17 protein-coding genes and 1 pseudogene are annotated in these 24,616 nt (G+C 45.4%); 7 read left to right on the top strand and 11 right to left on the bottom strand.

Features of this window, described 5'->3' with window-relative positions; translation table 11 throughout:
* The first annotated feature begins 79 nt into the window (after positions 1 to 79).
* Positions 80 to 1,228, top strand: a complete 1,149-nt coding sequence (tyrA, locus tag NO992_RS18570) for a bifunctional chorismate mutase/prephenate dehydrogenase (protein ID WP_371379780.1) — start codon at positions 80 to 82, stop codon at positions 1,226 to 1,228.
* A 168-nt stretch (positions 1,229 to 1,396) separates the two neighbouring features.
* Here the strand turns inward: tyrA and NO992_RS18565 are convergent.
* Positions 1,397 to 1,759 (bottom strand): annotated as a pseudogene (locus NO992_RS18565) (transposase); the annotation flags it as partial.
* A gap of 237 nt (positions 1,760 to 1,996) precedes the next feature.
* On the opposite strand from NO992_RS18565, the gene NO992_RS18560 reads away from it, so the two are divergent.
* Entirely contained in the window at positions 1,997 to 2,386 is a 390-nt protein-coding gene (locus NO992_RS18560) for a GIY-YIG nuclease family protein (RefSeq protein ID WP_371379778.1), read from the top strand.
* 190 nt (positions 2,387 to 2,576) lie between these two features.
* Positions 2,577 to 3,245 carry a GIY-YIG nuclease family protein gene (locus NO992_RS18555; RefSeq protein WP_045964386.1) on the top strand — a complete coding sequence of 223 codons (669 nt, stop codon included), beginning with the start codon at positions 2,577 to 2,579 and terminating at the stop codon, positions 3,243 to 3,245.
* A 206-nt stretch (positions 3,246 to 3,451) separates the two neighbouring features.
* Here the strand turns inward: NO992_RS18555 and NO992_RS18550 are convergent, their stop codons facing one another.
* From NO992_RS18550 to NO992_RS18520, 7 genes are all read right to left on the bottom strand, one after another.
* Complete coding sequence (locus NO992_RS18550; RefSeq protein WP_371379776.1) at positions 3,452 to 4,309, bottom strand: sugar phosphate isomerase/epimerase family protein; 858 nt, start codon at positions 4,307 to 4,309, stop codon at positions 3,452 to 3,454.
* 68 nt (positions 4,310 to 4,377) lie between these two features.
* Positions 4,378 to 5,127 (bottom strand): gluconate 2-dehydrogenase subunit 3 family protein, encoded by a 750-nt coding sequence (locus NO992_RS18545; RefSeq protein ID WP_045964389.1) that lies wholly within the window; start codon positions 5,125 to 5,127, stop codon positions 4,378 to 4,380.
* Positions 5,127 to 6,806, bottom strand: a complete 1,680-nt coding sequence (locus NO992_RS18540) for a GMC family oxidoreductase (protein ID WP_371379774.1) — start codon at positions 6,804 to 6,806, stop codon at positions 5,127 to 5,129. The genes NO992_RS18545 and NO992_RS18540 overlap by 1 nt, the downstream gene beginning before the upstream one ends.
* Before the next feature lie 2 nt (positions 6,807 to 6,808).
* Positions 6,809 to 7,504 carry a DUF1080 domain-containing protein gene (locus NO992_RS18535; RefSeq protein WP_371379772.1) on the bottom strand — a complete coding sequence of 232 codons (696 nt, stop codon included), beginning with the start codon at positions 7,502 to 7,504 and terminating at the stop codon, positions 6,809 to 6,811.
* Positions 7,505 to 7,705: 201 nt separating this feature from the next.
* A complete protein-coding gene (locus NO992_RS18530) occupies positions 7,706 to 8,923 on the bottom strand; it encodes a sugar MFS transporter (protein ID WP_371379770.1) in 1,218 nt (405 codons plus the stop codon).
* Positions 8,924 to 8,937: 14 nt separating this feature from the next.
* Entirely contained in the window at positions 8,938 to 9,993 is a 1,056-nt protein-coding gene (locus tag NO992_RS18525; RefSeq protein ID WP_371379768.1) for a sugar phosphate isomerase/epimerase family protein, read from the bottom strand.
* A gap of 7 nt (positions 9,994 to 10,000) precedes the next feature.
* Positions 10,001 to 11,161 carry a Gfo/Idh/MocA family protein gene (locus tag NO992_RS18520; RefSeq protein ID WP_371379765.1) on the bottom strand — a complete coding sequence of 387 codons (1,161 nt, stop codon included), beginning with the start codon at positions 11,159 to 11,161 and terminating at the stop codon, positions 10,001 to 10,003.
* Positions 11,162 to 11,318: 157 nt separating this feature from the next.
* On the opposite strand from NO992_RS18520, the gene NO992_RS18515 reads away from it, so the two are divergent.
* Complete coding sequence (locus NO992_RS18515) at positions 11,319 to 12,053, top strand: AraC family transcriptional regulator (protein WP_010606702.1); 735 nt, start codon at positions 11,319 to 11,321, stop codon at positions 12,051 to 12,053.
* On the opposite strand, the gene NO992_RS18510 is transcribed toward NO992_RS18515, so the two are convergent.
* Positions 12,033 to 12,893, bottom strand: coding sequence for a BadF/BadG/BcrA/BcrD ATPase family protein (locus NO992_RS18510; RefSeq protein WP_371379761.1), 861 nt, complete (start codon positions 12,891 to 12,893; stop codon positions 12,033 to 12,035). The genes NO992_RS18515 and NO992_RS18510 overlap by 21 nt on opposite strands.
* Positions 12,890 to 13,636 carry a copper homeostasis protein CutC gene (locus NO992_RS18505; RefSeq protein WP_371379758.1) on the bottom strand — a complete coding sequence of 249 codons (747 nt, stop codon included), beginning with the start codon at positions 13,634 to 13,636 and terminating at the stop codon, positions 12,890 to 12,892. The genes NO992_RS18510 and NO992_RS18505 overlap by 4 nt, the downstream gene beginning before the upstream one ends.
* 384 nt (positions 13,637 to 14,020) lie before the next feature.
* On the opposite strand from NO992_RS18505, the gene NO992_RS18500 reads away from it, so the two are divergent.
* Positions 14,021 to 17,005 carry a TonB-dependent receptor gene (locus NO992_RS18500; protein WP_371379755.1) on the top strand — a complete coding sequence of 995 codons (2,985 nt, stop codon included), beginning with the start codon at positions 14,021 to 14,023 and terminating at the stop codon, positions 17,003 to 17,005.
* 144 nt (positions 17,006 to 17,149) lie between these two features.
* Positions 17,150 to 19,990, top strand: a complete 2,841-nt coding sequence (locus tag NO992_RS18495) for a discoidin domain-containing protein (RefSeq protein WP_371379752.1) — start codon at positions 17,150 to 17,152, stop codon at positions 19,988 to 19,990.
* 99 nt (positions 19,991 to 20,089) lie between these two features.
* Here the strand turns inward: NO992_RS18495 and pheA are convergent, their stop codons facing one another.
* Positions 20,090 to 21,244, bottom strand: a complete 1,155-nt coding sequence (gene pheA, locus NO992_RS18490; protein ID WP_017216145.1) for a prephenate dehydratase — start codon at positions 21,242 to 21,244, stop codon at positions 20,090 to 20,092.
* A 371-nt stretch (positions 21,245 to 21,615) separates the two neighbouring features.
* On the opposite strand from pheA, the gene NO992_RS18485 reads away from it, so the two are divergent.
* Positions 21,616 to 24,579: an EAL domain-containing protein gene (locus NO992_RS18485; RefSeq protein WP_371379749.1), complete on the top strand. Its 2,964-nt coding sequence runs from the start codon at positions 21,616 to 21,618 to the stop codon at positions 24,577 to 24,579.
* Positions 24,580 to 24,616 lie beyond the last annotated feature (37 nt).

Raw genomic sequence — 24,616 nt, 5'->3', positions numbered from 1 at the left:
TGCTTACTTTTAAAGCGGCGCACTTCTTGTTAGACTCGGTGTACTATTTAATTTACTACTGTATATATAAGTTTACATCATGAATGGGGCTAACGATTTAGAAGCAATACGCGTTGCAATAGATGATTGCGATAGCGAGCTTGTCGCGCTACTTGCAAAGCGCAAAGCATTGACCGAGCAGGTTGGAAAAATAAAACAGCAAAAGGGCGCACCGCTACATGTGCCGAAGCGTGAAGCTGAGCTGATCAAAGCGCGGCGCGCAGAAGCTGATGCCAAAGGGGTAAACCCTGATTTAGTCGAAGATATTCTGCGTCGTATGATGCGAGAAGCCTACGAAAACCAGCAAAGTGAACTCGCCTGTGCCGAACCAAAAATGTCTCCGGTTGTTATTGTCGGTGGTCAAGGCGCCATGGGTAAACTGTTTGCGAAACAGTTTAAGCGCTCAGGCTACGAAGTACGCATCTTAGACAAAGACAATCAATCACAGGCTACTGAGCTACTGAGTGATGCAAAATTGGTGCTGGTGAGCGTACCAATTAACGCGCTAGAGCAAGTCGTTAACGAGTTACCAGCGCTACCTGATGATTGTATTCTTGCAGATATTACCTCTGTGAAGCAAGCCCCGCTCAAAGTACTAATGAACAAGCACAACGGCCCTGTGGTCGGCTTACATCCTATGTTTGGTCCAGATATATCTCATTGGGTTAAGCAAACTGTCGTGGTGTGCGAAGGACGTATGCCAAAGCAATGCGAAGGATTAATCAAGCAACTAAAGATCTGGGGCAGCCAGTTGGTACCGATGGACGCTAAAAAACACGACCAATCCATGCAGATCATCCAAGTGATGCGCCACTTAACCACGTTTGTGTATGGTCAGTTTTTATCTAAGCAGTGCCATTCATTAAAAGAGCTAAGAAGCTGTTCATCGCCTATCTACCAATTAGAGCTGATGATGGTGGGACGGCTGTTTGCACAATCCCCTGAACTTTATTCAGATATTATGCTCGCGCAATTTAATGATGTCGAAGGGTTATTGGCAAGCTATCAAGATACCTTTGAGCAGACATTGACCAAGCTACAACAAGGCGATAAAGAAGGCCTAATGCAATCTTTTTCACAAGCCAAACAGTATTTCTCAGAAAGCGCGAAACACTTCCTATCACAAAGCCGAGGCCTGCTTAACAAAGCCAATGACGCTAAAGTGTTAGATTATGAGGAAAGTATTTAGCGTCAAGTTATGCCTCCTACATCACAGTGCGAATAGTGTTGTGGGAGTGACTTTACGCCACGATTTTACGTAGGTCGCCATTTATGGCGCAAACAACACCCGTGACTATCTGCATCAATGCTGATAATGCAGCTCCAAGTTTAAGGTGGGTGTCAGCGATTTCGTACTGTACTTGGCGACATGCTCACTGAGTATCAATTGCTCCGACTCGCAGTGTGGCTCACCTTCAGTAAGCTTACGGGTTATCCAATTACCTTTAAACAACTTGTGCCACCGTATCACAATCGCTTCATCCGACAGGCGGTTAGCCTTTTTATCATCAACATATAAAACAATGTGGGTGTGATTACTCATCACGGCATAAGCACAGACATCAATACAAAACACGGAGCCCAACATCAGGTGCTTTTCTTCAACCCAATCCCGGTGGTGTTCGTATGATTTTCCGGTAGATTTATCTTCACCGCACAGAAACGCACGCCTTACACAGCGGGAGATACAGTGGTAGTATTTGGTGTCGGTTAAACTGATTTGTCTTTTACGGGCAGTTGCCGTAGTTTAGTTTCCTCAATCCTTCGAGTGCAGAACTAAAGCTTAGGCGGCATCTTTGGAGGGTGCAAATTAGTGATGGGTGTCTGGCTTAAACTATGGTTTAAATCTAGTCAATGGATGGGATGCCCAAAGCTTGGCTGGCGCTCGTTCCTCACTTATTTTAGCCAAGCATTATCCGCCCCATAACCGGGCGTATGTTTACAAGGATAGCTTACAGTGAAAAGTCAAATGCGCTTGATTAAGAATGCGATGGAGTATCTACCTCTTGAGAACATAATTGACGTGGGAAAAGGAACTCGTGGTATCTACGTTCTTTACAAACGGAGGGGCTTCAGAAATGATCCCGCCCATCATTATGATGTTGTTTATGTCGGGATGGCCAGAAGCAGCATAAAAAATAGATTAAAATCACATTTAAAAAGTAAAGATGGTTTATGGTCTCACTTCTCAGCATTTGAAGTATGGGACAATATTACAAACATTGAAATTGAGGAACTAGAAGGTTTATTCAGGCATCTCTATCGTTTTGACAGTAATGCGAATGTGTTAAATGTACAACGGGCATATAAGCCATTAAGTGCGGTTGTCGCTAGTGAGTGGTTGTAAATATAACAAACGCCTGTTAGGCGTGCGTTAGTGGCTAAAAGGTAGGTATGATGAAAGTTGGTAGAAATCAACCTTGTTGCAAATTAGTGGTAGGTGTCTGGTTTAAATCTTCAGGTTTAAATATCGCGGCCCAGTTCAACAAGCGACTATGCGTACTGCGTACGCATAAATACTAAAGCGCTAGGCGAAAATGGAGAAGCTATTGAACCCAGGATACGTATACATATTAATTAATGAGTCCATGCCTGGATTGATAAAAATAGGGAAGACACGAAGAGATAGTCGTTCAAGGGCTAGAGAGTTGTATAAAACGGGAGTTCCAACCCCTTATCAAGTCGCATTTGAGTTATTTTGTGATAACCATGTTCGAACTGAGAGTGAAATCCACGATCGACTTTCAGATTTTCGCATAAACAGTAATCGAGAGTTTTTTAGGTACCCTTTGGATAAAGCAATTAGTCTCCTACAAAGAATGGGCAATAGCTCATTCGAAGAGGATACCTTTGCAGCAATAGATATTACCAAAGACTTAATGTCAAAATATTCTCATTGGATGAAAACAGATGTTGTCTCAGTTCGCATAGTTCAACCTCTGGATCGGGTTTGGCTGGAAATAACGCAGGAAAAAGAGATTGCAGGGTATCTGGTGGATCAAATAGTCACCCGTACAGACTTGGGGTTTATTACCGATGGTAAAGGAGAGAAGGATCTGTATTTCTCCCCAGGTAATCCAATCTCAAAAAACGCAGAGAAGTTCATCAATGAATTTGACCCGTACTCTATCATAAATACAACTGACCTATTTCATGATGAGGGAGCAAATGAAGTTAACGAAAAGTATAATCCGCACCGCGCCTAACAAAGTGCTCAATTTGATCTCCTCTGCGACGCTTGTTTTGCGGTTTAACGCTACGCTACCACAAAACAAAAGCGTCCGTTTTGGCAAATTAGCACGGCGTTACCGCCCCGACTCTTAGCACCGCAACAACAATCAGGTTTGATTAACCCTAAAGCTCAAACCTGACAGTGATAATTAACTATTTCAGATAAACATATTCCCGCTTGTTACTCACTCAGTATCTTATCTAAATTCGCTTTTGAGCGGGCGACGCTTTCTAGGGGGGTTAGGCCGCTTGGGTATTCTTCTTGTTCGATTACCAGCCACTGTGTGCCGCCGTGTTGCTGCATGGTCTGGATGAGCGCTTTCCAAGGGTAGTGGTTTTCGCCAATGATTGGGCTTTTGTCATCTCCTTGGTGAGTACGTATTTTGATATGTGTCGATACGGTTCTTCCTGTATATCGCTTAACATAATCGCTAGGTGATTTACCTGCATAATTCACCCAGCCGACATCGAGCTGCAGCGGAAAGTCGCTTGGGGTGTTAGTGGCGATATAATCCCAAAACGTGCTATTAGCGTATGGGTTAAATTCCTTCTCGTGATTATGAAATCCGATCCTCATATCATAACGTTTGGCAATTTGATGCACTTGGTTAAGCTGTTTTACAAATGCTTGCACTTGGTTTTTATCCCATGCTCTTTCATCCCAAGGAATAAAGAGCGTGGATACGCCTAAGGTTTTGTAAAAGAGTAGGGTGCTTGCTAGTTTTTCTTCAGTTAATGCATCAAAGCCGATGTGGGCGCTGCTCGTAACTAATCCGAGTTCGGCTAACCTTTGTTTTAATTTACTTGGGTTATCGGCATAGTTGCCAAAGTTTCCCGCAAATTCAACGCCTTCAAAGCCCATGTTGGCGAGTGCTTGCAAGGTGCCGTCGAAGTCTCTTGTTAATTCCTCTTTTACCGACCACAGTTGAACGCTAACGGGCAAAGATTGAAGGGAAGGCTGTGCATTCAGTGGCGAGATAAAAATTAAAGCAATGAACAGCATTACTTGCTTTAATCGGTTGGTGTTTTCAACAAACATGATCTACTCCTAAAGAAAAAGCAGAGCTAGACTCTGCTTCGGTTAGTCATAACAAAATGACTCAAGGGTTAGTCGCGGTACGCATACTGGCTTAGCCCAAGCTCTGCGAGTACGCCATCTAGATGCGCCTTGGCTTCAGCAGTAGGCCCAGGATAATCACCTGCAATTGGTACATTGCCCAGATAACCTATGTCTTGACAGCCCTCAGGTGTACAGAAGTAGGCGCCGAGAACGAGATCTTTAAAGCGCAAGAATGCTTTACCTATACGCTGAAATTGCTCTGGTGTTTGCGCATTAAAATAAGCAATATCATCCATAATCTTACTTTGCTGCGTGGCGCTAAGTTGTAAAAATGGCTTTTTAAAGCGCAAAGTCGACTCATCGTCAATCCAAGCAAGCGCATGGAGTATTGTCACTCTGTCTTTTTGTTGTCCGTGATACGGTGCGCTCACCCATTCATCGATCACACTCGGTACTTGTACTTCAGAAGCTGATGGATGATTTCCTTCCTTTGGCACAATAAAATCAGCTAGTACTGCAACTAACGTGAGCTGCGCTTCGGTGAGGGTGAGCGGCCAAGGTGACTCTGGCGGCATGATCATGTTTGGATCGGTTCCATACCCTTGAGCGCTAACTGGCTGTATTTCAATATCTGGCCAGTGCCCGGCAGTAGCCGTTTCACCTTCAATGGCCTTACTGCAACCAGCGGTGAGTGTTACCGCAGATCCCGCAGCAAGCAAGCCTAACCATTTTAATGACTCGCGACGTGTCATGCCTGAAATATATTTATAAGAATCAACGCGATCAGGTGTATTCATCACAGTGCTCCTTTATCAATTTGTGCTGCCAACCAAGTTGAGTTTCGCATCGCTAAGGTCATAATGGTTAAGGTGCAATTTTTATGGGGGTTAGACGCAAAGACACCGGCATCCATCACAAATAGATTGTCACAGTCCCATGTTTGGCCCCACTGATTCGTTACCGATTCTTTTGGTGAGCTGCCCATTCTCGTCGTGCCGACTTCATGAATGATCTCACCGCCTTTTGAAATGGCTTTTTCCGCAGGCGGTAGCTCGCCGACTTTGGCACCCATGTTCTCAAGGATCTGTTTCGCGGTTTTGAGACCATGCTCGATTTGCTTAAGCTCTCTGTCAGACCATTTGAAATGGAATTTAGCAACCGGGATCCCCCATTTATCTTTGACGTTTTCGTCAATTTCCATGTAAGAATCTTTGTTCGGTAGCATTTCTCCACGCAGTGCAAATCCAACATAGGAACCATAGGCATCACGCACTTGTTGCTTTAACTTGGGGCCATAACCTTGTTTATTGCCAGACACGCCAGAGCCCGGTTGATTAAAGCCGCTGCTAATTTCAAAGTGATAGCCGCGCGGGAAATTAAGCTCACCTTTCTCATGGGCTTTGTGTCCCCACCAAGGAATAAAAAGGTGGTTACCGGTATGGCCGTCTTCGTTATAACGCGGGCGGCCTTTTAACGCAGGGATTTGTGCACCAAGCCAAGCACCTGTAGAGTCCATTAGATTGCGACCTACCTGACCACTTGAGTTTGCAAGTCCCTTGGGATGTTTTGCATGTTTAGAATTAAGCAAAATACGTGCAGATTCACAGGCGCTGGCCGCCAAAATCACCACATCAGCATTGACTGCATGTTCTTGTGCAGACTTTTTATCGACGTAAGTCACACCCGTTACTTTGCCATCTTCATTCACCGCCACCGACTTCACCATGGCATCGGTGATCACTTCAAGGTTTCCTGTCGCTTTGGCCATCGGAATAAGCGAGGTTGTAGTTTGGAATGCTGCACCAATTGAGCAACCGTGGCCACAAGGTGTGGCGTAAAAACATGCTAAGCGGTCGTCTTTATTACGAGTCAGCACAGCTCTGTGCATAGGAACCGCTGGGATCCCCATTTTTTTCGCGGCAGCTGCAACCAATAATTCGGGTACTCTTGGTGTTGGTGGTGGCTGTAACACGCCAGGCGCAGAAGGGGGCATGTCATCCAAGCCGGTATTGGTACCGCAGATCCCGACTATTTCTTCTGTTTTGTCATACCAAGGCGCAATGTCTTGATATTCAAACGGCCAATCAGCGCCATGTCCATCGCGGCTTTTGCCCTTAAAGTCGTGCTCACTAAAACGTAGCGAGTAGCGACCCCAGTGATTGGTGCGGCCACCGAGCATACGTGCACGCCACCAATAAAAATCGGTGTTTTCTGCGCGTGTGTATGGTTCATCTGGCACTTGCCAACCGCCATCAATCGTCGCGTCGTAAAAACCAAAGTTCTTATCCTTATTACCAGCGCCCATGAGTGGGGCTTCGCTATTGCGGCGGAACATCGGGCTTTCTGTTTTTGGGTCGTAATTTCTGCCAGCTTCTAGCAATAAAACTTTGTGACCAAGCTTGGTGAGTGTATAAGCGGCCATTGCGCCACCGGCACCTGAGCCAACGACCAATACTTTATGATCAAATGTTGCCATGGTTATAGCTCCTTGATCTTAATGTTTTTGAACCAGACTTTGTCGCCGTGATCTTGCAGGCCGATGTGGCCTTTTTTACCTTCAGCAAACCCTTGCCATGTCGCAAATTTACTGTTCTTAACCAAAGCATTCCAAGTGGTGCTGCCAATCACGATACTCGTCGTGCTTACACCATTTTGCCAAACTTGTAGGTGGCTATCTTGTAGCTTAATGCGAACTTGGTTCCAAGCTTCGGCAGGTTTATGTGCCGTACTTGGCGCTGCGAACAGGTCATAAATAGAACCTGCAAGGTGAGAGTCTATTTTATTGTCTGGGTGTTCTTTGTTATCTAGAATTTGGATTTCTGGGGCGTGGGAGTATATAGCTCCACCTTTTTCATCCGCCAATACAAAAATCCCACTGTTGCCTTTTTTGGAAATCTTCCAATCGAGCTGGAGCTCAAAATTCTGATATTGTTTTTTGGTCAGAATATCGCCGCCACCACCTTGGGTAAGAGTCATTGCGCCGTCCTCAACTTGCCACTGGCTATTTAGACCGTCACTTTTAAAGTTGCGCCATTGCGACATATCTTTGCCATCGAATAGCAGTTGCCATCCAGCTTGTTGTTCTTGCGGACTCAATAGGTTGTCAGTTGTACTAGCGCAAGCTGTACAACTAACCGCCAATGCCAGCGTTAGTATTTTTATAGAGTTGAGCATATTGGAACCTCGTCTGTTCACTTTTTACTTGTTGCTACATATACCAATTAGTCTTAATACTTGCTCAATTTGAAGGAGCAAATCTGACGCTAACTGCGTTAAAAATTTCTCATTTAGAACAACTAAATAGCAATATTTTCGCCTTGTTATCGACAAGATTTTCTCGCCTCAAAATAGATCACTTAATTAAGCGAATTGGTATTACGCGTATTTCTCAACGCGTTTATTTTTATTGATATAAAGGTAAAGGCCGATAAAAGCGGCAATGAGAATAGCTGGGAATAACAGGATATTTTCAAGCACCGTTTGACCTGCAACTAGTTCTGATTGCTGCGCAGTTAAGTTCGCCGCTTGGGCTTCGAGTCGCGCCGAATCAATCCAACTACCAATTACTGGATTCCACATGCTGACAGCAAACATCCCCGCACCGCCCATTAGAGACATACCAAGTGCGCCTGTTTTTGGGGTGTATTCAGCAACGCAGCCCAGCATGGTTGGCCAAAAATAAGTGACGCCCAAGGCAAATAATATTGCAGCCAAGTAGATTGCTGATCCTTGTGCTTGGCTCATCATGAAAATACCCGCGGTTGCTAGTACTGCAGAGCCTAGTAACACGCCTGTTGGGTTAAAGCGGTGGACTATTGGACCGGCAAAGAAGCGACCTAATGCCATTAAGCCTGTGATCAGCGCAAGGATCATCATAGGTGAGGCGCCTGACGCACCCAGTATGCGTTCAATCCACTGTTGTGTACCAAGTTCGGTTGTTGCTGTTAAGGTCATACAGCAAATTAAAAATAGGTAGAGCGGAGAAAACAGGTGCTTGAGATTGCTGGTGGTGGAATGATCTGTGCGGTCAAATTCAGGAAACTGTGACTTGACCATCATCGCTCCATAAATCAGCGTTGGAATTAAGATCAAAGCAACTTGCCATTGCCAATTAAAGCCCGATGCAGTCATGGCATTTGATGCCAGAGCACCAATCACAATGCCGCCTGGAAACCAGACATGGAATCGGTTGAGCATAGTCGTGGTGTTTTTCGGATACATTTCGGCAATCAGTGGATTACAGCCAGCTTCCACAGAGCCATTTGCAAAGCCGATTAAAAACGTCGAGATCAGTAGTAACCAAAAACCATCAGCGGTAATGGTTAAAACCAATCCTGCAAAGTGGCAAATAAAGGCGAGGGCAACTAATTTTTTGGCGCCAATGGCATTGTAAATTGCACCACCTAGCATGGTTGCAACGGGAAAGCCCAAAAATGCCATGGCGTTAACCCAACCAAGCTCTGTATCTGAGAGTTCAAACTGCTCACCTAATTGCCCCAAAATACCTGCGCGAATAGCAAATGTCATCGATGTGACGACCAGTGCAAGGCAACAGAGCTGAAACACGGTCCGATTATGATTATTATTATTCATGGTCGTAGTCCTGTTTATTTTATGCCGAGGATTTGATTATTGCGTTCAGTATCAGTACCACTTCCTGCAAAATCATCGAAGGCTTTTTCGGTTGGTCTGATCAAGTGCTGTTTGATAAATTCAGCACCTTCTTTGGCCCCATCTTCAGGGTGCTTAATACAGCATTCCCATTCCAATACAGCCCAACCATCAAAACCGTACTGTGTTAACTTACTAAATATCTTCTTAAAGTCGACCTGTCCATCACCTAATGAACGGAACCGTCCTGGCCGTTGTTGCCATCCTTGGTATCCGCCGTAAACACCGCAGCGGCCATTGGGGATAAATTCGGCATCTTTTACATGAAACGCTTTGATACGTTCATGGTAGATGTCGATAAACGCTAAGTAGTCCAATTGCTGTAAGACAAAGTGACTTGGATCGTAAAGAATATTGGCACGCGGGTGATTATTCGTCGCCGCTAAAAAGCGTTCAAAAGTCACGCCATCGTGTAGATCTTCACCTGGATGAAGCTCATAGCACACATCCACGCCAACCTCGTCAAAGCGGTTCAAAATAGGCAACCAGCGTTTTGCGAGCTCCTCAAACCCTTGTTCCACCAAGCCATTTGGACGTTGTGGCCAGGGGTAAAAGGTATGCCAGAGCAAGGCACCAGAAAAGCTTGCGTGACTGGTCAGCCCGAGCCTAGCACTGGCACTGGCAGCTAGCATTAGTTGCTCTGTTGCCCACTCCATACGAGCCTGAGGAGAGCCATGCACTTTTGCTGGTGCAAAGCCGTCGAACATTTGATCATAAGCTGGGTGCACCGCCACTAATTGACCCTGCAAATGGGTTGATAGCTCTGAAATAGTAAGGCCATGCTCTGCAGCAATACCAGAGATCTCGTCGCAATAATCTTGGCTTTCAGCGGCTTTTTGCAGATCAAACAGTCGTTGTTCCCAACTTGGTAGCTGAATGCCTTTATAACCTAGGCTACTTGCCCACTGGCAAATACTATTAAAATTGTTAAATGGCGCCTCGTCCGAGACAAACTGCGCGAGAAAAATAGCGGGTCCTTTAATTTGCTTCATTCTTATTTTATCCAATAGTAAAGGGGTGCCACTTAGTGTCTTTTGCACTAGCTGTTACCGCGTTTTCAATAAATGCCATGCCACGGACTGCAGCGTTAATACTTGGCACGTCAAATTCTTCGTGTTGCACATTAGGTTGTTGCTGGTGTGCACGAATAAGGTTGGCGAAGTTAAGGTAGATATTTGCAAATGCTTCCAGATACCCCTCAGGGTGACCCGCTGGCACACGAGTTGCGCTAATGGCTGCTTGGCTAAGTGAGCCCACTCCTGTGCGGATCAACTGAGCTGGGGCGTTTGCTGCACGTAACCACAAACTATTAGGCTCCATTTGCGACCATTCGATACTGGCTTTGTCACCATAGATTTTTAAGGTGAGATTATTTTCTTCGCCAAGTGCTATTTGGCTTGCCATCAACACGCCCTTTGCACCGTTGCCAAAGCGCAGTAACACGGTACCGTCATCGTCGAGTTGTCGGCCGGGCACGACCATATTTAAATCCGCGCAAAGCGCCTTTATCTCCAAGCCACTCACATATTCGGCAAGGTTTGCTGCATGTACACCGATATCGCCCATACAACAACTCACGCCAGACTTGCTTGCATCTAGTCGCCAGCTTGCTTGCTTGCTGTTTTCATCATCAGCACTTGCAAGCCATCCTTGACTGTATTCAATGACGACTTTGCGTATTTTGCCAAGTTCGCCGTTTGCGATGCGGTGGCGCGCCTCTTTCACCATCGGGTAGCCGGTATAGGTGTGTGTTAATCCGTACAAGCAATTGCTATCTTGAAGCTGTGTTTGTAGACGTAGGGCCTCAGATAAATTGAGCGTTGCTGGCTTATCACTCAAGACGTGAAAGCCGTGTTCGATAGCAGCTGTGGCAATCGGAAAATGCAAATGGTTTGGGGTCACGATGGCAACAAAGTGGATGCGCTCCGACTCTGGTAATTCCGCCTCTTGTTGTAAGAGTACTTGATAGCTGGCATAGCAACGCGCTGGGTTAAGCCCGAGTTGCTGGCCCATTGCTAGGCTTTTGTTTGGATCGGCGCTAAATGCGCCTGCAACGAGTTCAATTTGACCATCTAAACGCGCAGCTATGCGGTGCACTGCACCTATGAAAGCGCCTTCTCCACCACCGATCATGGCCATGCGGATTTTGTTATTATCCATCGTTTAGCTCCGTCGAGTTATCGAGGTAAGTTAATCTGATGTTATTGATAATAGGTAACAGAGGCGCCAAAGTGATAATAAAAATTCGGTTGACAATGCAACAAAATCGGCGTTTAAAATAAATTATTATAATTATAAAAAGGCGGTAAATAGGGCAATGGAAGAGCAAACGATATTGAATAAAGCTGGCGTAAATCAATTGATTGCAGCATTTGATCTGATCCCAGACATCCTCTTTTGGGTCAAAGATACAAAAAGTAGAATAGTGCATGCGAACCAACACTTTGTTGAACATCAGGGCTATAAAACCCTAGATCAAATCTTACTGAAAACCGATTTTGACTTTTCACCGCAACACTTGGCATTCCAATACGTTAACGATGATAAACGAGTGATGGAAGGCTTTATCGTGACGGATAGATTAGAACTCAATCAAACCGCAAATGGGGAGTTGGCATGGTTTTCCACGTCAAAAAAAGTGTTACTTGATGGCGAGAATGCGATTATGGGCACTTATGGTGTTACACGACATCTAGCGAAAACGTCAAAGGCGTTGTCTCACGTAAGAGCCATTGAAGCGCCCGTTGAATTTATTCGGGCACATTACCATCGTCATATTTGTATCGAAGAATTGGCGGAACTTGCTCACCTGTCGGTAAGCGCACTGGAGCGTAGATTTAAAAAGCATTTAGCCAAAACTCCCAATCAATTTATCAACGAAGTGAGATTGGAAAATGCCCGTAAATTACTGGTCGAAACACGCTTACCGGTATCACAAGTCGCTTATCAGTGTGGCTTTTCAGAGCCAAGTTATTTTAGCAAGCAGTTTCGTCGTTTATTTGGTGAAATCCCGTCGCAATTACGTAAAGAGTTAACGTCGAGCGAGCGTTAACGCTGCGACTTCTGGTGGTAATGCTGGTGTCACCAGCGCATTTGCGTACTCGGCAGCTAACCATGGGCGTATAGGCATAGCAATGCCCCCAACTAGCGCGACTTTCTGTGCCCCTAAGCTCTGCAAATGACGGACATAACGCTCAATAAACCGTGCCGCGCTACTTAAGATTTGCTCAGCATAGGGATCGTTTGGCGTGGCAAAAACATGTTGAGCAAACTGGGCAAAATACTGGGGAGTGGCGTTTAGCGTGAGTTTGACTAGCTGTTCGGTACTGTGGCAATTCATAGCAGCCAAAAACGACTCAATCATCAGACTGCTAGGGGACAGTGTATCAAGCACCTCGATGGCATGCTTCACTAAACTCAAACCTATCCAACTGCCACTTGCACCATCACCGAGTAATAATCCGTGGCCACCGAACTCCCTAAATTGTCCATGCGTCACCAGACCCGCGCAAAATCCGGTGCCAAGAATGATTACACCGCCATCTTCGTGTTGATGCGCACCAAGGCAAGCTATGTGTGCATCGGTTGAAAATTGAAAGCGTGCAAAAGGGGAGCGCCATTGCTGCATCGCCTCACAAGCCGTCGTGACATTCGCGCCGGCAAGTCCTGCAAAAGCACTGATGTTAGCAATGTCGTGGTGAGGGATTTTTGCGTTTGTCAGCGCTGTCATTGTTGCGCTCAACACTGACTCTTGGGCCTGATGTATTGATGTTGCTATGTTTGCAGGGCCGCTGGTGGCCTCGGCAAGGAGCTGTCCATGTTGATCCTCGAGGCGGACTTTACATTTCGTCCCGCCACCATCAATCCCTAAAAATAGCTTCGATGCTGTCATTGTATTGCCTTTTCTGATCCGGTGAGTATTGCATTAACTAGCCTTGGGCAAACTTCATCGCCATGGTGCACGCCAGAGTGAGTATGTAGAGAGAGTGGACCAAATTCACTTAAAAGCCAAAGATCCGCTGCGTTTTTCGTATTGACCCCTCCACCGATCACAACTTCGATTTCAGCATTGAGTTTTTTCAGTAAGGCAATGAGCTGACTGGTACCAAACACCGCGCCTTTGCCACTTTGCCATGTATTGCCGGCGCTTAAGATCCGCTCAACGCCTAACTCTAGCAGCGTCTCGGCTGCCTGCTGCCAGTTTGCAGCGGCGTCAAAGGCGCGATGAAAGGTGACAGAAAGGCCTAAGGATTTTGCCGTGGCAATGAGTACTCGACAATGGTCAGTCGCTATCTCTTGGTTATCGTCGATAAAACCAAGCGCAATACCGGTTGCGCCCGCGCAAGCAATGCCATCTATCCCTTTTTGTAACTGATATAGCATGGTGTCATCAATAAAAAAATGCGGTGCTTGGCGTAACATCACAATACATTCGCCAAAGCTTGGTAAATACTGGGCAACTGCCGCAATCGCTGTCGGGGTTGGGGTCAAGCCACCGCAACTCAGTACACCACAGAGTTCTATCCTTGTTGCCCCAGATGCAAAAGCAATTTGTGCATTTCGCTGCAACAAATGAGGATTATCGCTGCTGAGGCATATTTCCAAGTTTTTACCTGAATAGTTTGCCAAATTCATATTTCACTCTTGAAGTTGAATAATTTTAAAGTTTAAAATGCTTGGTTTTGAATATTTAATTAGTTCAATAAAAACATTTGGTTACACATGTTTGGAACGTTTTTAAATTGCCTAATATAGAAACTAATAATGAGTTTTTATGTTAATCAGACTATAAACCAAGGAAATTGAAATTGGATCTTTTTTTGACCTAAACGCCGATTTTGTCTTAGTGCAAACCGAAATTCTATTATCACTTTTTGTAGAGCGCTCCTATTCTGAACGAGTGTTTCACAAACCATTAACCCCTATAGGGAAACAAAAAAGGGTCGTCACAAAGTCATGCGTCATGGAGCAGCAAGGGACGTCGTGGCTTTACAAATTATAAAAAACTTGGAGATAGGAATGGCCAATAATAATAACAGACGCCATGTGACAGGAAGGTCACGGCAATTTAGCAAGTCTGCACTGGTCCTCGCTATGTTATCAGCTACTAACTGGGCAATGGCTGAAGAAACCGAAAAAGAGGAAGCGCAGGAAATCGAAACGATTGAGGTGCGCGGGATCCGCGCATCTATGGCCGAAAACTTGGCGATTAAGCGTTTATCAAACGCGATTGTGGATGCCATTACAGCAGAAGACATCGGTAAGTTTCCCGATAAAAATGTGGCAGATTCACTGCAACGCGTACCCGGTGTGGTGATTTCTCGTAGTGGCGGGGAAGGGGAAAACGTCAGTATTCGTGGTCTTTCCTCTGATCTTACTTTTACGCAGTTAAACGGCAATTTTATCGCTTCTTCTCCGGGCTCGCCGTCGCGCTCTTTTAGTTACTCTTTGTTGCCTTCTACCATGGTGCAATCGGTTGAAGTGTTTAAGTCTTCTGAGGCGCGTTTAGATGAAGGTGGGGTCGGCGGCACGGTTATTCTACACAGCCGTAAACCACTGGATATGGAGGCTAATTCTGGGGCGTTGAATGTTGAATATACCTACGCTGATGTGACTAAAGAGTACGAGCCTAATTTTAGCGGCGTTTATTCTTGGAAGAACGAAGAAGAAACCTTTGGCTTACTAGTTGGTTATACCAAACAAGACCGCACTAACCGCTCTTTAGGCGGTGATATGTCGGGCGGTGGCGGTTGGCGTTGGGCAACGAGTTCAGACTTGCCAGCTGCGGACACGGCGGGCAATGTGATTGCCGATAGTACACGTCGATTTGCAGCGTTAGAAGATGCTTATGGCAACGTCTATGACGGTGTTTGGGCACCGCAAGTTGCAGGTGTTGGGGTAACCAAAGAAAAACGTGAACGTCAGGGGTTACAAGCCACCATTCAATGGCGTCCAATAGATGATTTATCTTTAACATTCAATCATTTTCATTTTGAGCTTGGGCAAAATCGCACCACGTCACAAATGTGGATCCCAGAATGGAAGTACAACCCAGATTATCTTACCGGTATTACCCTAGACGAAACCGGTACGATTGTGACTGGCATGGACTTCACCAGTGGCGCTGGTGGCACTGAAGGGAATCTTGAATTTCCTTGGATCATTGGGAGTTATACGGTAGAAAAAGATACCTCGGATACCTACGACTTCGCTTTTGAATATGCTGGTGATTTATATGATTTACGCGGTAAGTTTGGTCGCACAGAGGCCAGCGGTGGCCCTTCAGAATCTTGGAGCGCGGCGTATAAAAGCGGCCAACCTGCGAGTCGCAGCGACTCAGGACTGGTTGAAAACGCCGCTTCATTTGCAGGATGGCGATTAGGTGACAGAGTGTCGTTGTACGCCGATCCCGCTTTGCTGTCTAACCTTAAGGCTGGTATTGCCGGCGATCCCGATCCGGGGTCGACTGGTTCTAGCTTTGTCGTCAGTGACTTAGAAGAGGACTATGCTCAGTTAGACCTTGATTATCGCGTCGGGTACGGCATCGTTGATACGCTGCGCGTCGGTGCTAAATATCGTAAAGCAACACTACACCGCGAAACCAACAACACCTTCTTCATTACTCAAGATGGGGCTGACAGAATTGCCAGTGGCGAGCTAGATCCATTTAGTCAAGGTGCCATTGATGAAGTGTCTTATCAGTGGATTGGGGGTATGCCAAAACTGGAGGATATTTTGAATGCAACGTCTGAACAAAATATCCCAGGCGGTTTTGAAGTGAATGCGATGCCCACGATCAATTGGGATCGATACCGCGAAATCGTGACCAGTGAATATGTTAAGCACACGCGCCGTGAGCCTGATTTTGTGTTCGACATAGAAGAAGAGATCATGGCCGCCTATCTACAGGCCGATTTTTCTTTTGGAGATTTTAGAGGAAACATCGGAGTACGCTATGTCGAGACTGAAACGCAAATTATGTCATCGGATAAAATTAACTACTTTTTAGATGACATTGATGATGTCACCGAAGAGGATATCTTAGGTGATGAGCGCCTTATTGACGTTGAAACCACCACCGTGCGTACCGTAACCGACTCGCAATTTTTACCTAGTTTCAATATTGTCTGGGATGCCAGCGACAATCTTGTCATACGTGGTGCTATCGCCAAAACGATGTCTCGAGCTCCGTTCAACGACATGGGGGCGCCAGAGCAGCTGACCTTTATCTCTCAAGAATGGGCAGACGATAGACTAGAGTTTAGAGGCAACCCTGTGGAGCCAGGGTGGCGCGGCTCAGGGGGTAACAAGGCGCTAAAACCATTTGAATCGGTACAGATGGATTTATCTGCGGAGTATTATTATGGCGAAGGATCTGCGGTTGGCATTGCGGTATTCAACAAAGACGTAGATAACTTTATCGTGCCCTTGATTATTACCTCAGTAAGGCCGTTTGAGGGCTTTGATAACCCTTTTACCGGTGTTGAAATTGTACCGCCGGGTGATATTACCGTCACGCCGTTTACCACCACCGCCAATGGTACAAACGCAACCTCTCGGGGAATAGAGCTGTTTGCACAACATGCATTCGACAATGGCTTTGGTCTCAACGTTAACTACACCCTAAACGATACCAATCAGGCAGACATTAGCGTAGACGGTGAAAAGGTCGGTGAGTCTGCACTTGTCGGCAGTGCCGATAATCAATTTAACTTCTCCGCCTATTACGAGAATGACACCTTTAGTGTCAGAGCATCATATAACCGCCGAGGAGAAACCGCTTTGGGGCTTGCAGACGGGCTCACTGTATATCAGGAACCATACCAACAAGTTGATGTGAACGCTTCTTATAACTTGATGGAAAACCTGATCCTAACCGCGTCTGTGATCAACCTAACCAAAGAAGAACCGAGAACCTTTTATGGTGAAGATTCTAAAGCGAGATTGCGCAGCAGCAGCTATACCGGCCAGCGCTACTATGCTGGGATCACCTATCGATTTTAACTTTGGCGATAACCATAAAGTAATGCAAACAGGGTGAAGTCGTGTCAGCACAACGAGAAACAATATCACGGCTTATCACCTGCTTGTGGTGCGTTTATATCAGCCTGGTCACACGAGTTGGTTGATATGTAAGAAGGGATAAATATGAAAACGTTAAATAAAATAAGAAATGCGATCCCGCTCATTGCCGTTAGCAGTATATTGGCTGCATGTGGCGGCGGGAGCGATGACCCAAAAGTTGAAGAAGTGCCAGTAACTCCCGCTGTGACGACGGCAGAAGTATCAGGTTCAGTGATAAAAGGCGCGTTGAGCCAAGCCCGCATTTCGGTGACTGCGCTCAATGGCTCTAGCATGATGATGGATGAGAACTCGGCAACCAGTCAAACGGGGGAGTTGTTTATTGAACTGACGGGTAAAGCCGGGTTTGGCATTAATTCCACCATTAAAGTGACCGCCACAACGAGCGAAGGCTCGCAGATGCGCTGTGACGCCAGTCGCTGTGGTTCTGTAGGAATTGGGGAACTAGTAAGTGGCGAGTATATTGCTGGTGTTACTTTGGCTACCTTAAGTCATGTCGCCGTGCCGTTTGGTTCAAATGCCGATGGCAGTGCTGATGCTACCTTACAAATCAACGCCTTGACGACACTAGCAACCATGCTGGTAGAGCAGCAAATTGCTGAGGGGCGTAATGTCTCTACTCCCGAATTAATGGCATTGGCAAAAGTGGAGATGTCTGCGTTATTGCTTCGGGCCCTTGGCTGGCAAACCGGGAACATCAATGTTTTTGAGTTACCTGTGGTTAGCGCTGATCAATTAACGAATTTTGAATTAGGGGAAACTTGCACAACCTCTGACTCTGGTGAGCAAAGTTGCGAGATGGCATATGTTTCCGAAAGTGTGCAAAAGCTTTCTCTATTCAATGCCGCATTTGCACAGTTTGACGAGCAAGGCTCTTTGCAAGGCGTCTTAAGCGACTCAGCTAGTAATCTCAGCGCCGCACTTGGCGGTGATGAAGTTGCACTTGAAGCGCTTCGATTGCCAATTTACAACGCGCTTCAAGCTCACCCATTAACTGCGCAGCTAGGCCTCAGAGCCGATAGTATTATGGACTTAGCGTTACCATTATTTGATGAACCGGTATCCACGGGACCAATGCAGCAAGTCGTGACATCAGGTGCCACTATCACAGCAAGAAATGCTATTGGTGATGCTGAGAGTGCAGACAAAGCATTTGATGGCGATCCACAAACTAAATGGCTTGACCACAATGACTGGCAGGGGCCACCTACTGAGGAAGCGCCGTCTTGGATCCAGGTGGATTTTCCCACTCAACAAGCAATTAGCGGTGTTTACATTACCAGTGCTAATGATGCCCCAGAGCGAGACCCTGAAAACTTCTCCTTATTAGCTTCTAACGATGAGGGAGCGAGTTGGGTTAATTTGGGTAATGTGGTTGGGGCGTCGTTTGAAGCGCGCTTTGAACGTCAAGGCTTTGTATTTGGTAATGCGCAAAAATATACAAGTTACCGAATAGCAGTGACAAAGAACAAAAATAACGATGGCTTACTGCAAATTGGAGAAATTCAATTTGTTGGTCCGGTTTATCCGAGCGTTGACCATACAGATACTGAGACGTTTGTGGTCACGGCAAGCAACAGTATCGGTGAGGCGGAAAACCAAGATAAGGCATTTGATAACGACCCAACCACTAAGTGGTTAGATCATAATGATTGGCAAGGCCCGCCCACCGTTGAAGCGCCTTCTTGGATCCAAGTAGACTTTAATGATGCGGTGGCGGTTAATCAGCTTGCGATAACGAGTGCCAATGATGCACCAGAGCGAGATCCGGAGAACTTTGCTTTGTTTGGCTCTAACGATAATGGTGTTACATGGCAGCGGTTGAGCAATTGGGTTGGTGAATCTTTTGAAGCGCGAGGGGAGCGCCAAAGCTTTGCGGTAGCAAATCAATTGCCATATCAAAGCTATCGTCTTGAGATAACCAAGAACAAAAATAACGATGGCTTGATGCAGCTTGCTGAGATTGAATTAATCGGCCCAGAAATCTCTGGATTAGATCATGCACAAGTACAAGGTGCGAGTTACTCGGCACGTTTTAGTATTAGTGATTCAGAGGGCGCAGCACAAGCATTTGATAAAAATGTTGAGACTAAGTGGCTCGATCACAACGACTGGCAGGGGCCTCCCTCTGTTGAAAATCCAGCTTGGGTTCAAGTTAGCTTGCCGCAAGCGCAAGCGGTAAATACTTTGTACATTACTAGCGCCAATGATGCACCGGAGCGTGACCCTGAAAACTTCCAACTTTTAGCATCTCACGATGGGGAAGTATGGCAAGTATTAAATACTTGGGTAGGAGAGTCGTTTGAATCGCGTTTTGAACGTCGTGCCTTTGCGTTTGCTAATGGCTTGGCTTACACACATTATCGCTTGTCTATCAGTAAAAATGCCAATAATGATGGATTAGTGCAAATAGCCGAAATTGAACTCGCTGGACCTCAGTATGCACTTGAAGATTTGTCTGATTTGGCAGGAACAAGCTTCACCGCGCGTAATCGTATTGGAGATGCGGAAAGTGAACAAAAGGCGTTTGATAATGATATCGAGACAAAATGGCTAGATCACAATGAGTGGCAAGGCCCGCCAACAGAGGAATCACCATCTTGGATCCAAGCCGATTTTACTGCGCCACAGATTGTGAGTGGTTTGGCTATTACCAGTGCCAATGATGCACCAGAACGCGATCCCGAAAACTTCCAGTTACTGGGTTCTAATGATGGCGGTGAGACGTGGACAGAAGTCGCGGTTTGGGTGGGTGAGAGCTGGGAAGAGCGCTTACAACGAAGAGCGTTTACTTTCTCTAATGCTTTTGCCTATAGCAGTTATCGTCTAAATATTAGCAAAAATGCGAATAACGATGGCCTAGTACAGATCTCAGAAATAGAGCTCCTTGGCCTTAGCAGCGAATAGCCTGAATATCCAAAGGTTAAACAAATCTCAACCAAAAAAGCCAGAATGCAATTTGCGCTCTGGCTTTTTATTCGTCTCTATGAGAGTGACTTAGTATGATTACAACACATCTACGGCTTGCAAAGACTCGCTTTGGTAGCAGCCCAGTAAGCGTACAAATTGGGTATGATCTTTTAATTCTTCAAGTGCTACTTGGACTTGTGAGTCTGCAATATTGGCAAGCAAATCTACGTAAAAGACTTCTTCCCAAGGGTTACCAGGTACTGGGCGTGACTCTAGCTTAACCATATTGATATTGTGCTGTTTAAATACCATCAGCGCGTCAGCAAGTGAGCCTACTTGCTGTTTGGTGGCCATAATTAAACTAGTTTTTGTTGGGATTTGAGTAGACACTTGAAGTGCTTTTCTTGCTACTACAATAAAGCGGCTATGGTTTTCGGTCTGATTCGCAAGACCAGATTTCACCACTTCTAGACCCATATTCTTTCCAGCTTGTGCCGAGCCAATCGCGGCACTGTTTGGGTGCTCTGCTGCTTGTTTTAATGCACTAGAGGTCGAGTCGCAAGTTTCATGCTGAATATCCCCCAGACCTTGAATAAAACGGCTGCACTGGGCAAAAGGTTGAGGGTGCGCATAAATTTTGTCGATGGCTTGTAATTCTGTATCTGGTAATGCTAGGAGGCAATGTTCTACGGTATGGGTTACTTCGCCTACAATAGATACTTGTGCATGTTGCAATAAATCGAATACTTCGTTGATACTGCCTGAACTGGTATTTTCAATAGGTAAAATACCAAAGTCCGCTTGGCCTTTCTCTACCTGCTCGGTGATTTGCTCAAAGCTTTGGCAACCCATTTCCACAAGCTTACCGGGACGACGGCTGAAGTATTTATGACAAGCAAGCTGGCTATAAGAACCTTGTCCACCCAAGTAGGCAACGCGGTGTGTATCACCTACGGCATCGGGGTTTAAGTTCTTTTGCAGCATGGCTTGCTGGTTTAATACAGAGTCTTCTAAGATAGTTTGGAAAACGCTGTTTATATAAAAGGCATCAAGACCCAGAGATTTACCATATCGGATCAGTTTCTCCAGCAGTGCCTGCTCACGTGCTTCATCACGGATAGGTTTGTTGTTGGCAATCTTATATTCCAGCACACCATGACTAATGCGACGTCGCTTTGCCAGTAAAATCAGTAATTCCGAATCTATCTCATTGATGTCATGCCTAAGGGCATCTAATGTATTTTGTGTCATAGGTCCTCACTCCCATTTAGCCAAAAAAAAAGCCTCCCGAAGTTGGGAGGCTTAGCTATTCTTTTTCACTCGCGAACAGTCAAGCCTCTTCACCTAAAGAAGCTAAAAAAGAAATATGTGTTGCTGTTGCGTGTGATGAAATTCATTTATTCAAACCTTACTTTGAAACTGAATACATTATTAGCATAGAACTAAACGAGAAAACAAGTACTACTTTGGACGTATGGGCAAAAACCTAAGTTATTTGGTAGATAAGTGTCCAATCTCAGTGAGTTAAGTACGTTAATCAAACGTAACTTATTGGCGAGTCGAAAAATATTCTGGTATATTCAGGCAACACCACCACTGTAAATAAAAGAATAGGTTAACTTGTGGGCAATCGTCGTCCCCCATCAAGATATGGTGCAAGCTCTTTAAGTGTAAAGCTGTCGATGTTGATTTCGGCCGTGTGTTTGATCGCGGGGGTTTTTGCTGCGGCATTGATGCTAAAATCTGAAGAAAAGCAGTTAATCTATGAAGAGTATGATGAGCTCAAGCGTTTTAGTGCGCAGGTGAACAATCAGTTCTCAAATTACCTCGATCTTAAAGCCAACTTGGCCGAACAAGCCAACTCAGTGGTCTCCAAACATTTACTTTATGGCGTACAAGATTTATCTGGCGCACAAGCGAGCGTTGACGTGCGTGGCGAAAACTTAGCGAGTACAGCTAAAAATGGCCTCTCTGCAGCTATGTATACTGGCAATTTAAAATTGCAGTCAGTGCAAAAGCTATTTTCTGAATCTGAATTGCTCTGGAACATTCTTGCGCCTCCACTGTTACAAGATTTCTTTAATTTTTACTTATCTACAAAAGACGGCTTTGTTCGTGTTGCACCTCCTAATGCCTTATTAGCGAAAGACCCAAGGCTGGTAAATAATCAGCTTCATAACTTGCCTGTTTTACACGCTGAACAAAACCCAACGAGGGAAGCGGTATGGTCGGGCGTGTATTTTGATAGGGTTTGGAACAAGTGGGTGGTCAGTATTTTGGTGCCTTTATACTTACATGACAAATACCTTGGGTTAACGGGTAGCGATATAGAGTTGACCACCTTACTCGAAAAACTACCTAAATCTGACCATCAGCAAGGCTTCATCGTTTTTGATAAACAGGGCCGATTATTGGCAGCTCCCGGCCTGTTTAAAACCACCGCTGCGACTGGGCAGCTATTGGACCACAACAAGCTACCAGAAGATTTGAGTAAAATAGTACAAACTGCACTTATTACTAAGCTGCCAAATATCCAAGATGAATTTAGATATAAAGACAACTGGCATATTATGCACGTGACCCATATTGCCAATTTAGATTGGTACATTGGGATCTACAAGAAGCGGGCGTCGGCTATCTCGGCCATTGAAGAGCTTAAAGTTAAGTTCTTTGGTTTGTTTATTCTGTATGCCATTTTTGTCGCAATATTACTGCATCAGGTTTTATATCAATTAGTACTCAAACGCATCAATGCGCTCGTTAAAGCAGTGAAGGGATTTGGTCGAGGGCAGTGGGATACGCCAACCTTGCCGCATACCGATGACGAAATAGGTCAATTGAACGCCTCATTTAATGACATGAGTGTTGAGATAAAACAGCTTGTAAATGGCCTAAATCAACGTATTACAGAAAAAGAAATCGCTGAAAAGGCGGCAAACCGTTTGTCAAAAGCTGTGGCTTTCTCTGGTACTGGCGTTGTATTGACCAATGAGCATTTTCAAATTGAGTACGTCAATCCAAAAATGCAGGAAATGACGGGCTATGATGAACAGCATTTTATTGGCTCTCCGCTTTTGAGTATTATTTCAAAAGACATGGCAATTCTCATTGATGATATCGATATTGACTTACGCAGTCGCAATCATTGGCGCGGGGATACTATGTTGGCGGGTAACAGAGAGGCGCCTATTTGGGTCAGTTTGAGCGTGTCGCCGATCCGTGAAGAAGGCGGCGCAATTTCAAGTTATGTCGCCTCAGCCCAAGATATTTCGTTTGTAAAAGAAAGCCAGCGTAAAATGGAAGAATTGGCTTACTTTGATACCTTAACTGGCCTTGCCAACCGAACGTTTTTCAGGATGCAGTTACGTAAATCCATGGCGCTTGCCGAACGTGGCCATTACGCCTTTGCTCTATTTTACTTTGACTTAGATGAGTTTAAACGCATCAATGATACCTTGGGACATGACGCGGGTGACCGCTTATTGCTTGAAGTCGCGACGAGATTGAAAAAGCGGCTCCGTGCAGAAGATACCATTGCCAGATTGGGTGGGGATGAGTTTGCGGTGTTACTGAGCGGCATCAATGAGCGAGAAAATGCCATGGAAGTTGCCAATATCATTCAAAAGACACTGGCAGAACCAATAAAACTGGGGAATAACGAGGTGATCGTCAGTGCAAGTATTGGCATTACGATGGCTCCGTTTGACAGTAAAGAAGAGGAGCAGCTGCTTAAACATGCAGATTTGGCAATGTATCAGGCCAAAGCAAAAGGGCGGAACACTTACCATTTCTATAGCCAAGATTTAGACGAAGCTGCTAACGAGCGTCTATATATAGAAAACGAGCTGCGTATAGCAATTAAAGCGCAACAATTTACCTTGCATTATCAACCACAAGTGAACAGTGAAAGTGGGGAGGTTGTTGGCTATGAAGCACTTATTCGCTGGTTCCACCCAAGCGAAGGAACCATTCCGCCAAGTAAATTTATTCCAATTGCTGAAGCGACAGGCCTAATCGTAGAGCTTGGTGCATGGGTGTTAGAAGAAGCGTGCCATTTTTCTCGTCGTTTAAAAGCTGCGGGCAAGATTGCTAACGTATCCATCAACCTTTCTGCGAGACAGTTTAAAGACGCACAATTGATCCGTACGCTGTCAGATATTATTGACAGAACTGAGATGGAGCCGACTCTACTACACCTTGAACTTACTGAGAGTATGCTGATGGGAGACGTAGAAGCAGCAATCATACAACTTAGAGATATCAAAGCGCTTGGCGTTTCACTGTCTATTGACGATTTTGGTACAGGCTATTCGTCTTTAAGTTATATTAAGCGTTTCCCGGTTGATATACTTAAAATCGACCGCTCCTTTGTAAAGGATATCCCTGAAGATCCGAACGATATGGAGATCACCGCGGCTATCATTGCAATGGCGCAAAAACTAAATTTGCAGGTTATTGCTGAAGGGGTGGAAACTGAGGCTCAGATGACGTTCTTGGCGAAAAATAATTGCTATATTGTACAAGGTTATTACTACAGCCCGCCGTTGAGTGAAGCCGAGATTTTGCGGTTTGCCCCTGCAGTATAGCGGCTCAGCCCCAAGGCATGGGGCTGAAAATAATAAG

This window comes from Pseudoalteromonas sp. DY56-GL79, from assembly GCF_041414765.1.
In the GTDB taxonomy this organism is placed as follows: domain Bacteria; phylum Pseudomonadota; class Gammaproteobacteria; order Enterobacterales; family Alteromonadaceae; genus Pseudoalteromonas; species Pseudoalteromonas piscicida.
Note: the sequence above shows the minus strand (reverse complement) of the source record. Positions and strands in the feature narration are given on the sequence as shown.

Bases quoted from the DNA above. Each gene is read 5' to 3' on its own strand.
- tyrA (WP_371379780.1), top strand. From the start codon at position 80: ATGAATGGGGCTAACGATTTAGAAGCAATACGCGTTGCAATAGATGAT.
- NO992_RS18555 (WP_045964386.1), top strand. From the start codon at position 2,577: ATGGAGAAGCTATTGAACCCAGGATACGTATACATATTAATTAATGAG.
- NO992_RS18550 (WP_371379776.1), bottom strand. From the start codon at position 4,309: ATGTTTGTTGAAAACACCAACCGATTAAAGCAAGTAATGCTGTTCATT.
- NO992_RS18545 (WP_045964389.1), bottom strand. From the start codon at position 5,127: ATGAATACACCTGATCGCGTTGATTCTTATAAATATATTTCAGGCATG.
- NO992_RS18540 (WP_371379774.1), bottom strand. From the start codon at position 6,806: ATGGCAACATTTGATCATAAAGTATTGGTCGTTGGCTCAGGTGCCGGT.
- NO992_RS18535 (WP_371379772.1), bottom strand. From the start codon at position 7,504: ATGCTCAACTCTATAAAAATACTAACGCTGGCATTGGCGGTTAGTTGT.
- NO992_RS18530 (WP_371379770.1), bottom strand. From the start codon at position 8,923: ATGAATAATAATAATCATAATCGGACCGTGTTTCAGCTCTGTTGCCTT.
- NO992_RS18525 (WP_371379768.1), bottom strand. From the start codon at position 9,993: ATGAAGCAAATTAAAGGACCCGCTATTTTTCTCGCGCAGTTTGTCTCG.
- NO992_RS18520 (WP_371379765.1), bottom strand. From the start codon at position 11,161: ATGGATAATAACAAAATCCGCATGGCCATGATCGGTGGTGGAGAAGGC.
- NO992_RS18515 (WP_010606702.1), top strand. From the start codon at position 11,319: ATGGAAGAGCAAACGATATTGAATAAAGCTGGCGTAAATCAATTGATT.
- NO992_RS18510 (WP_371379761.1), bottom strand. From the start codon at position 12,893: ATGACAGCATCGAAGCTATTTTTAGGGATTGATGGTGGCGGGACGAAA.
- NO992_RS18505 (WP_371379758.1), bottom strand. From the start codon at position 13,636: ATGAATTTGGCAAACTATTCAGGTAAAAACTTGGAAATATGCCTCAGC.
- NO992_RS18500 (WP_371379755.1), top strand. From the start codon at position 14,021: ATGGCCAATAATAATAACAGACGCCATGTGACAGGAAGGTCACGGCAA.
- NO992_RS18495 (WP_371379752.1), top strand. From the start codon at position 17,150: ATGAAAACGTTAAATAAAATAAGAAATGCGATCCCGCTCATTGCCGTT.
- pheA (WP_017216145.1), bottom strand. From the start codon at position 21,244: ATGACACAAAATACATTAGATGCCCTTAGGCATGACATCAATGAGATA.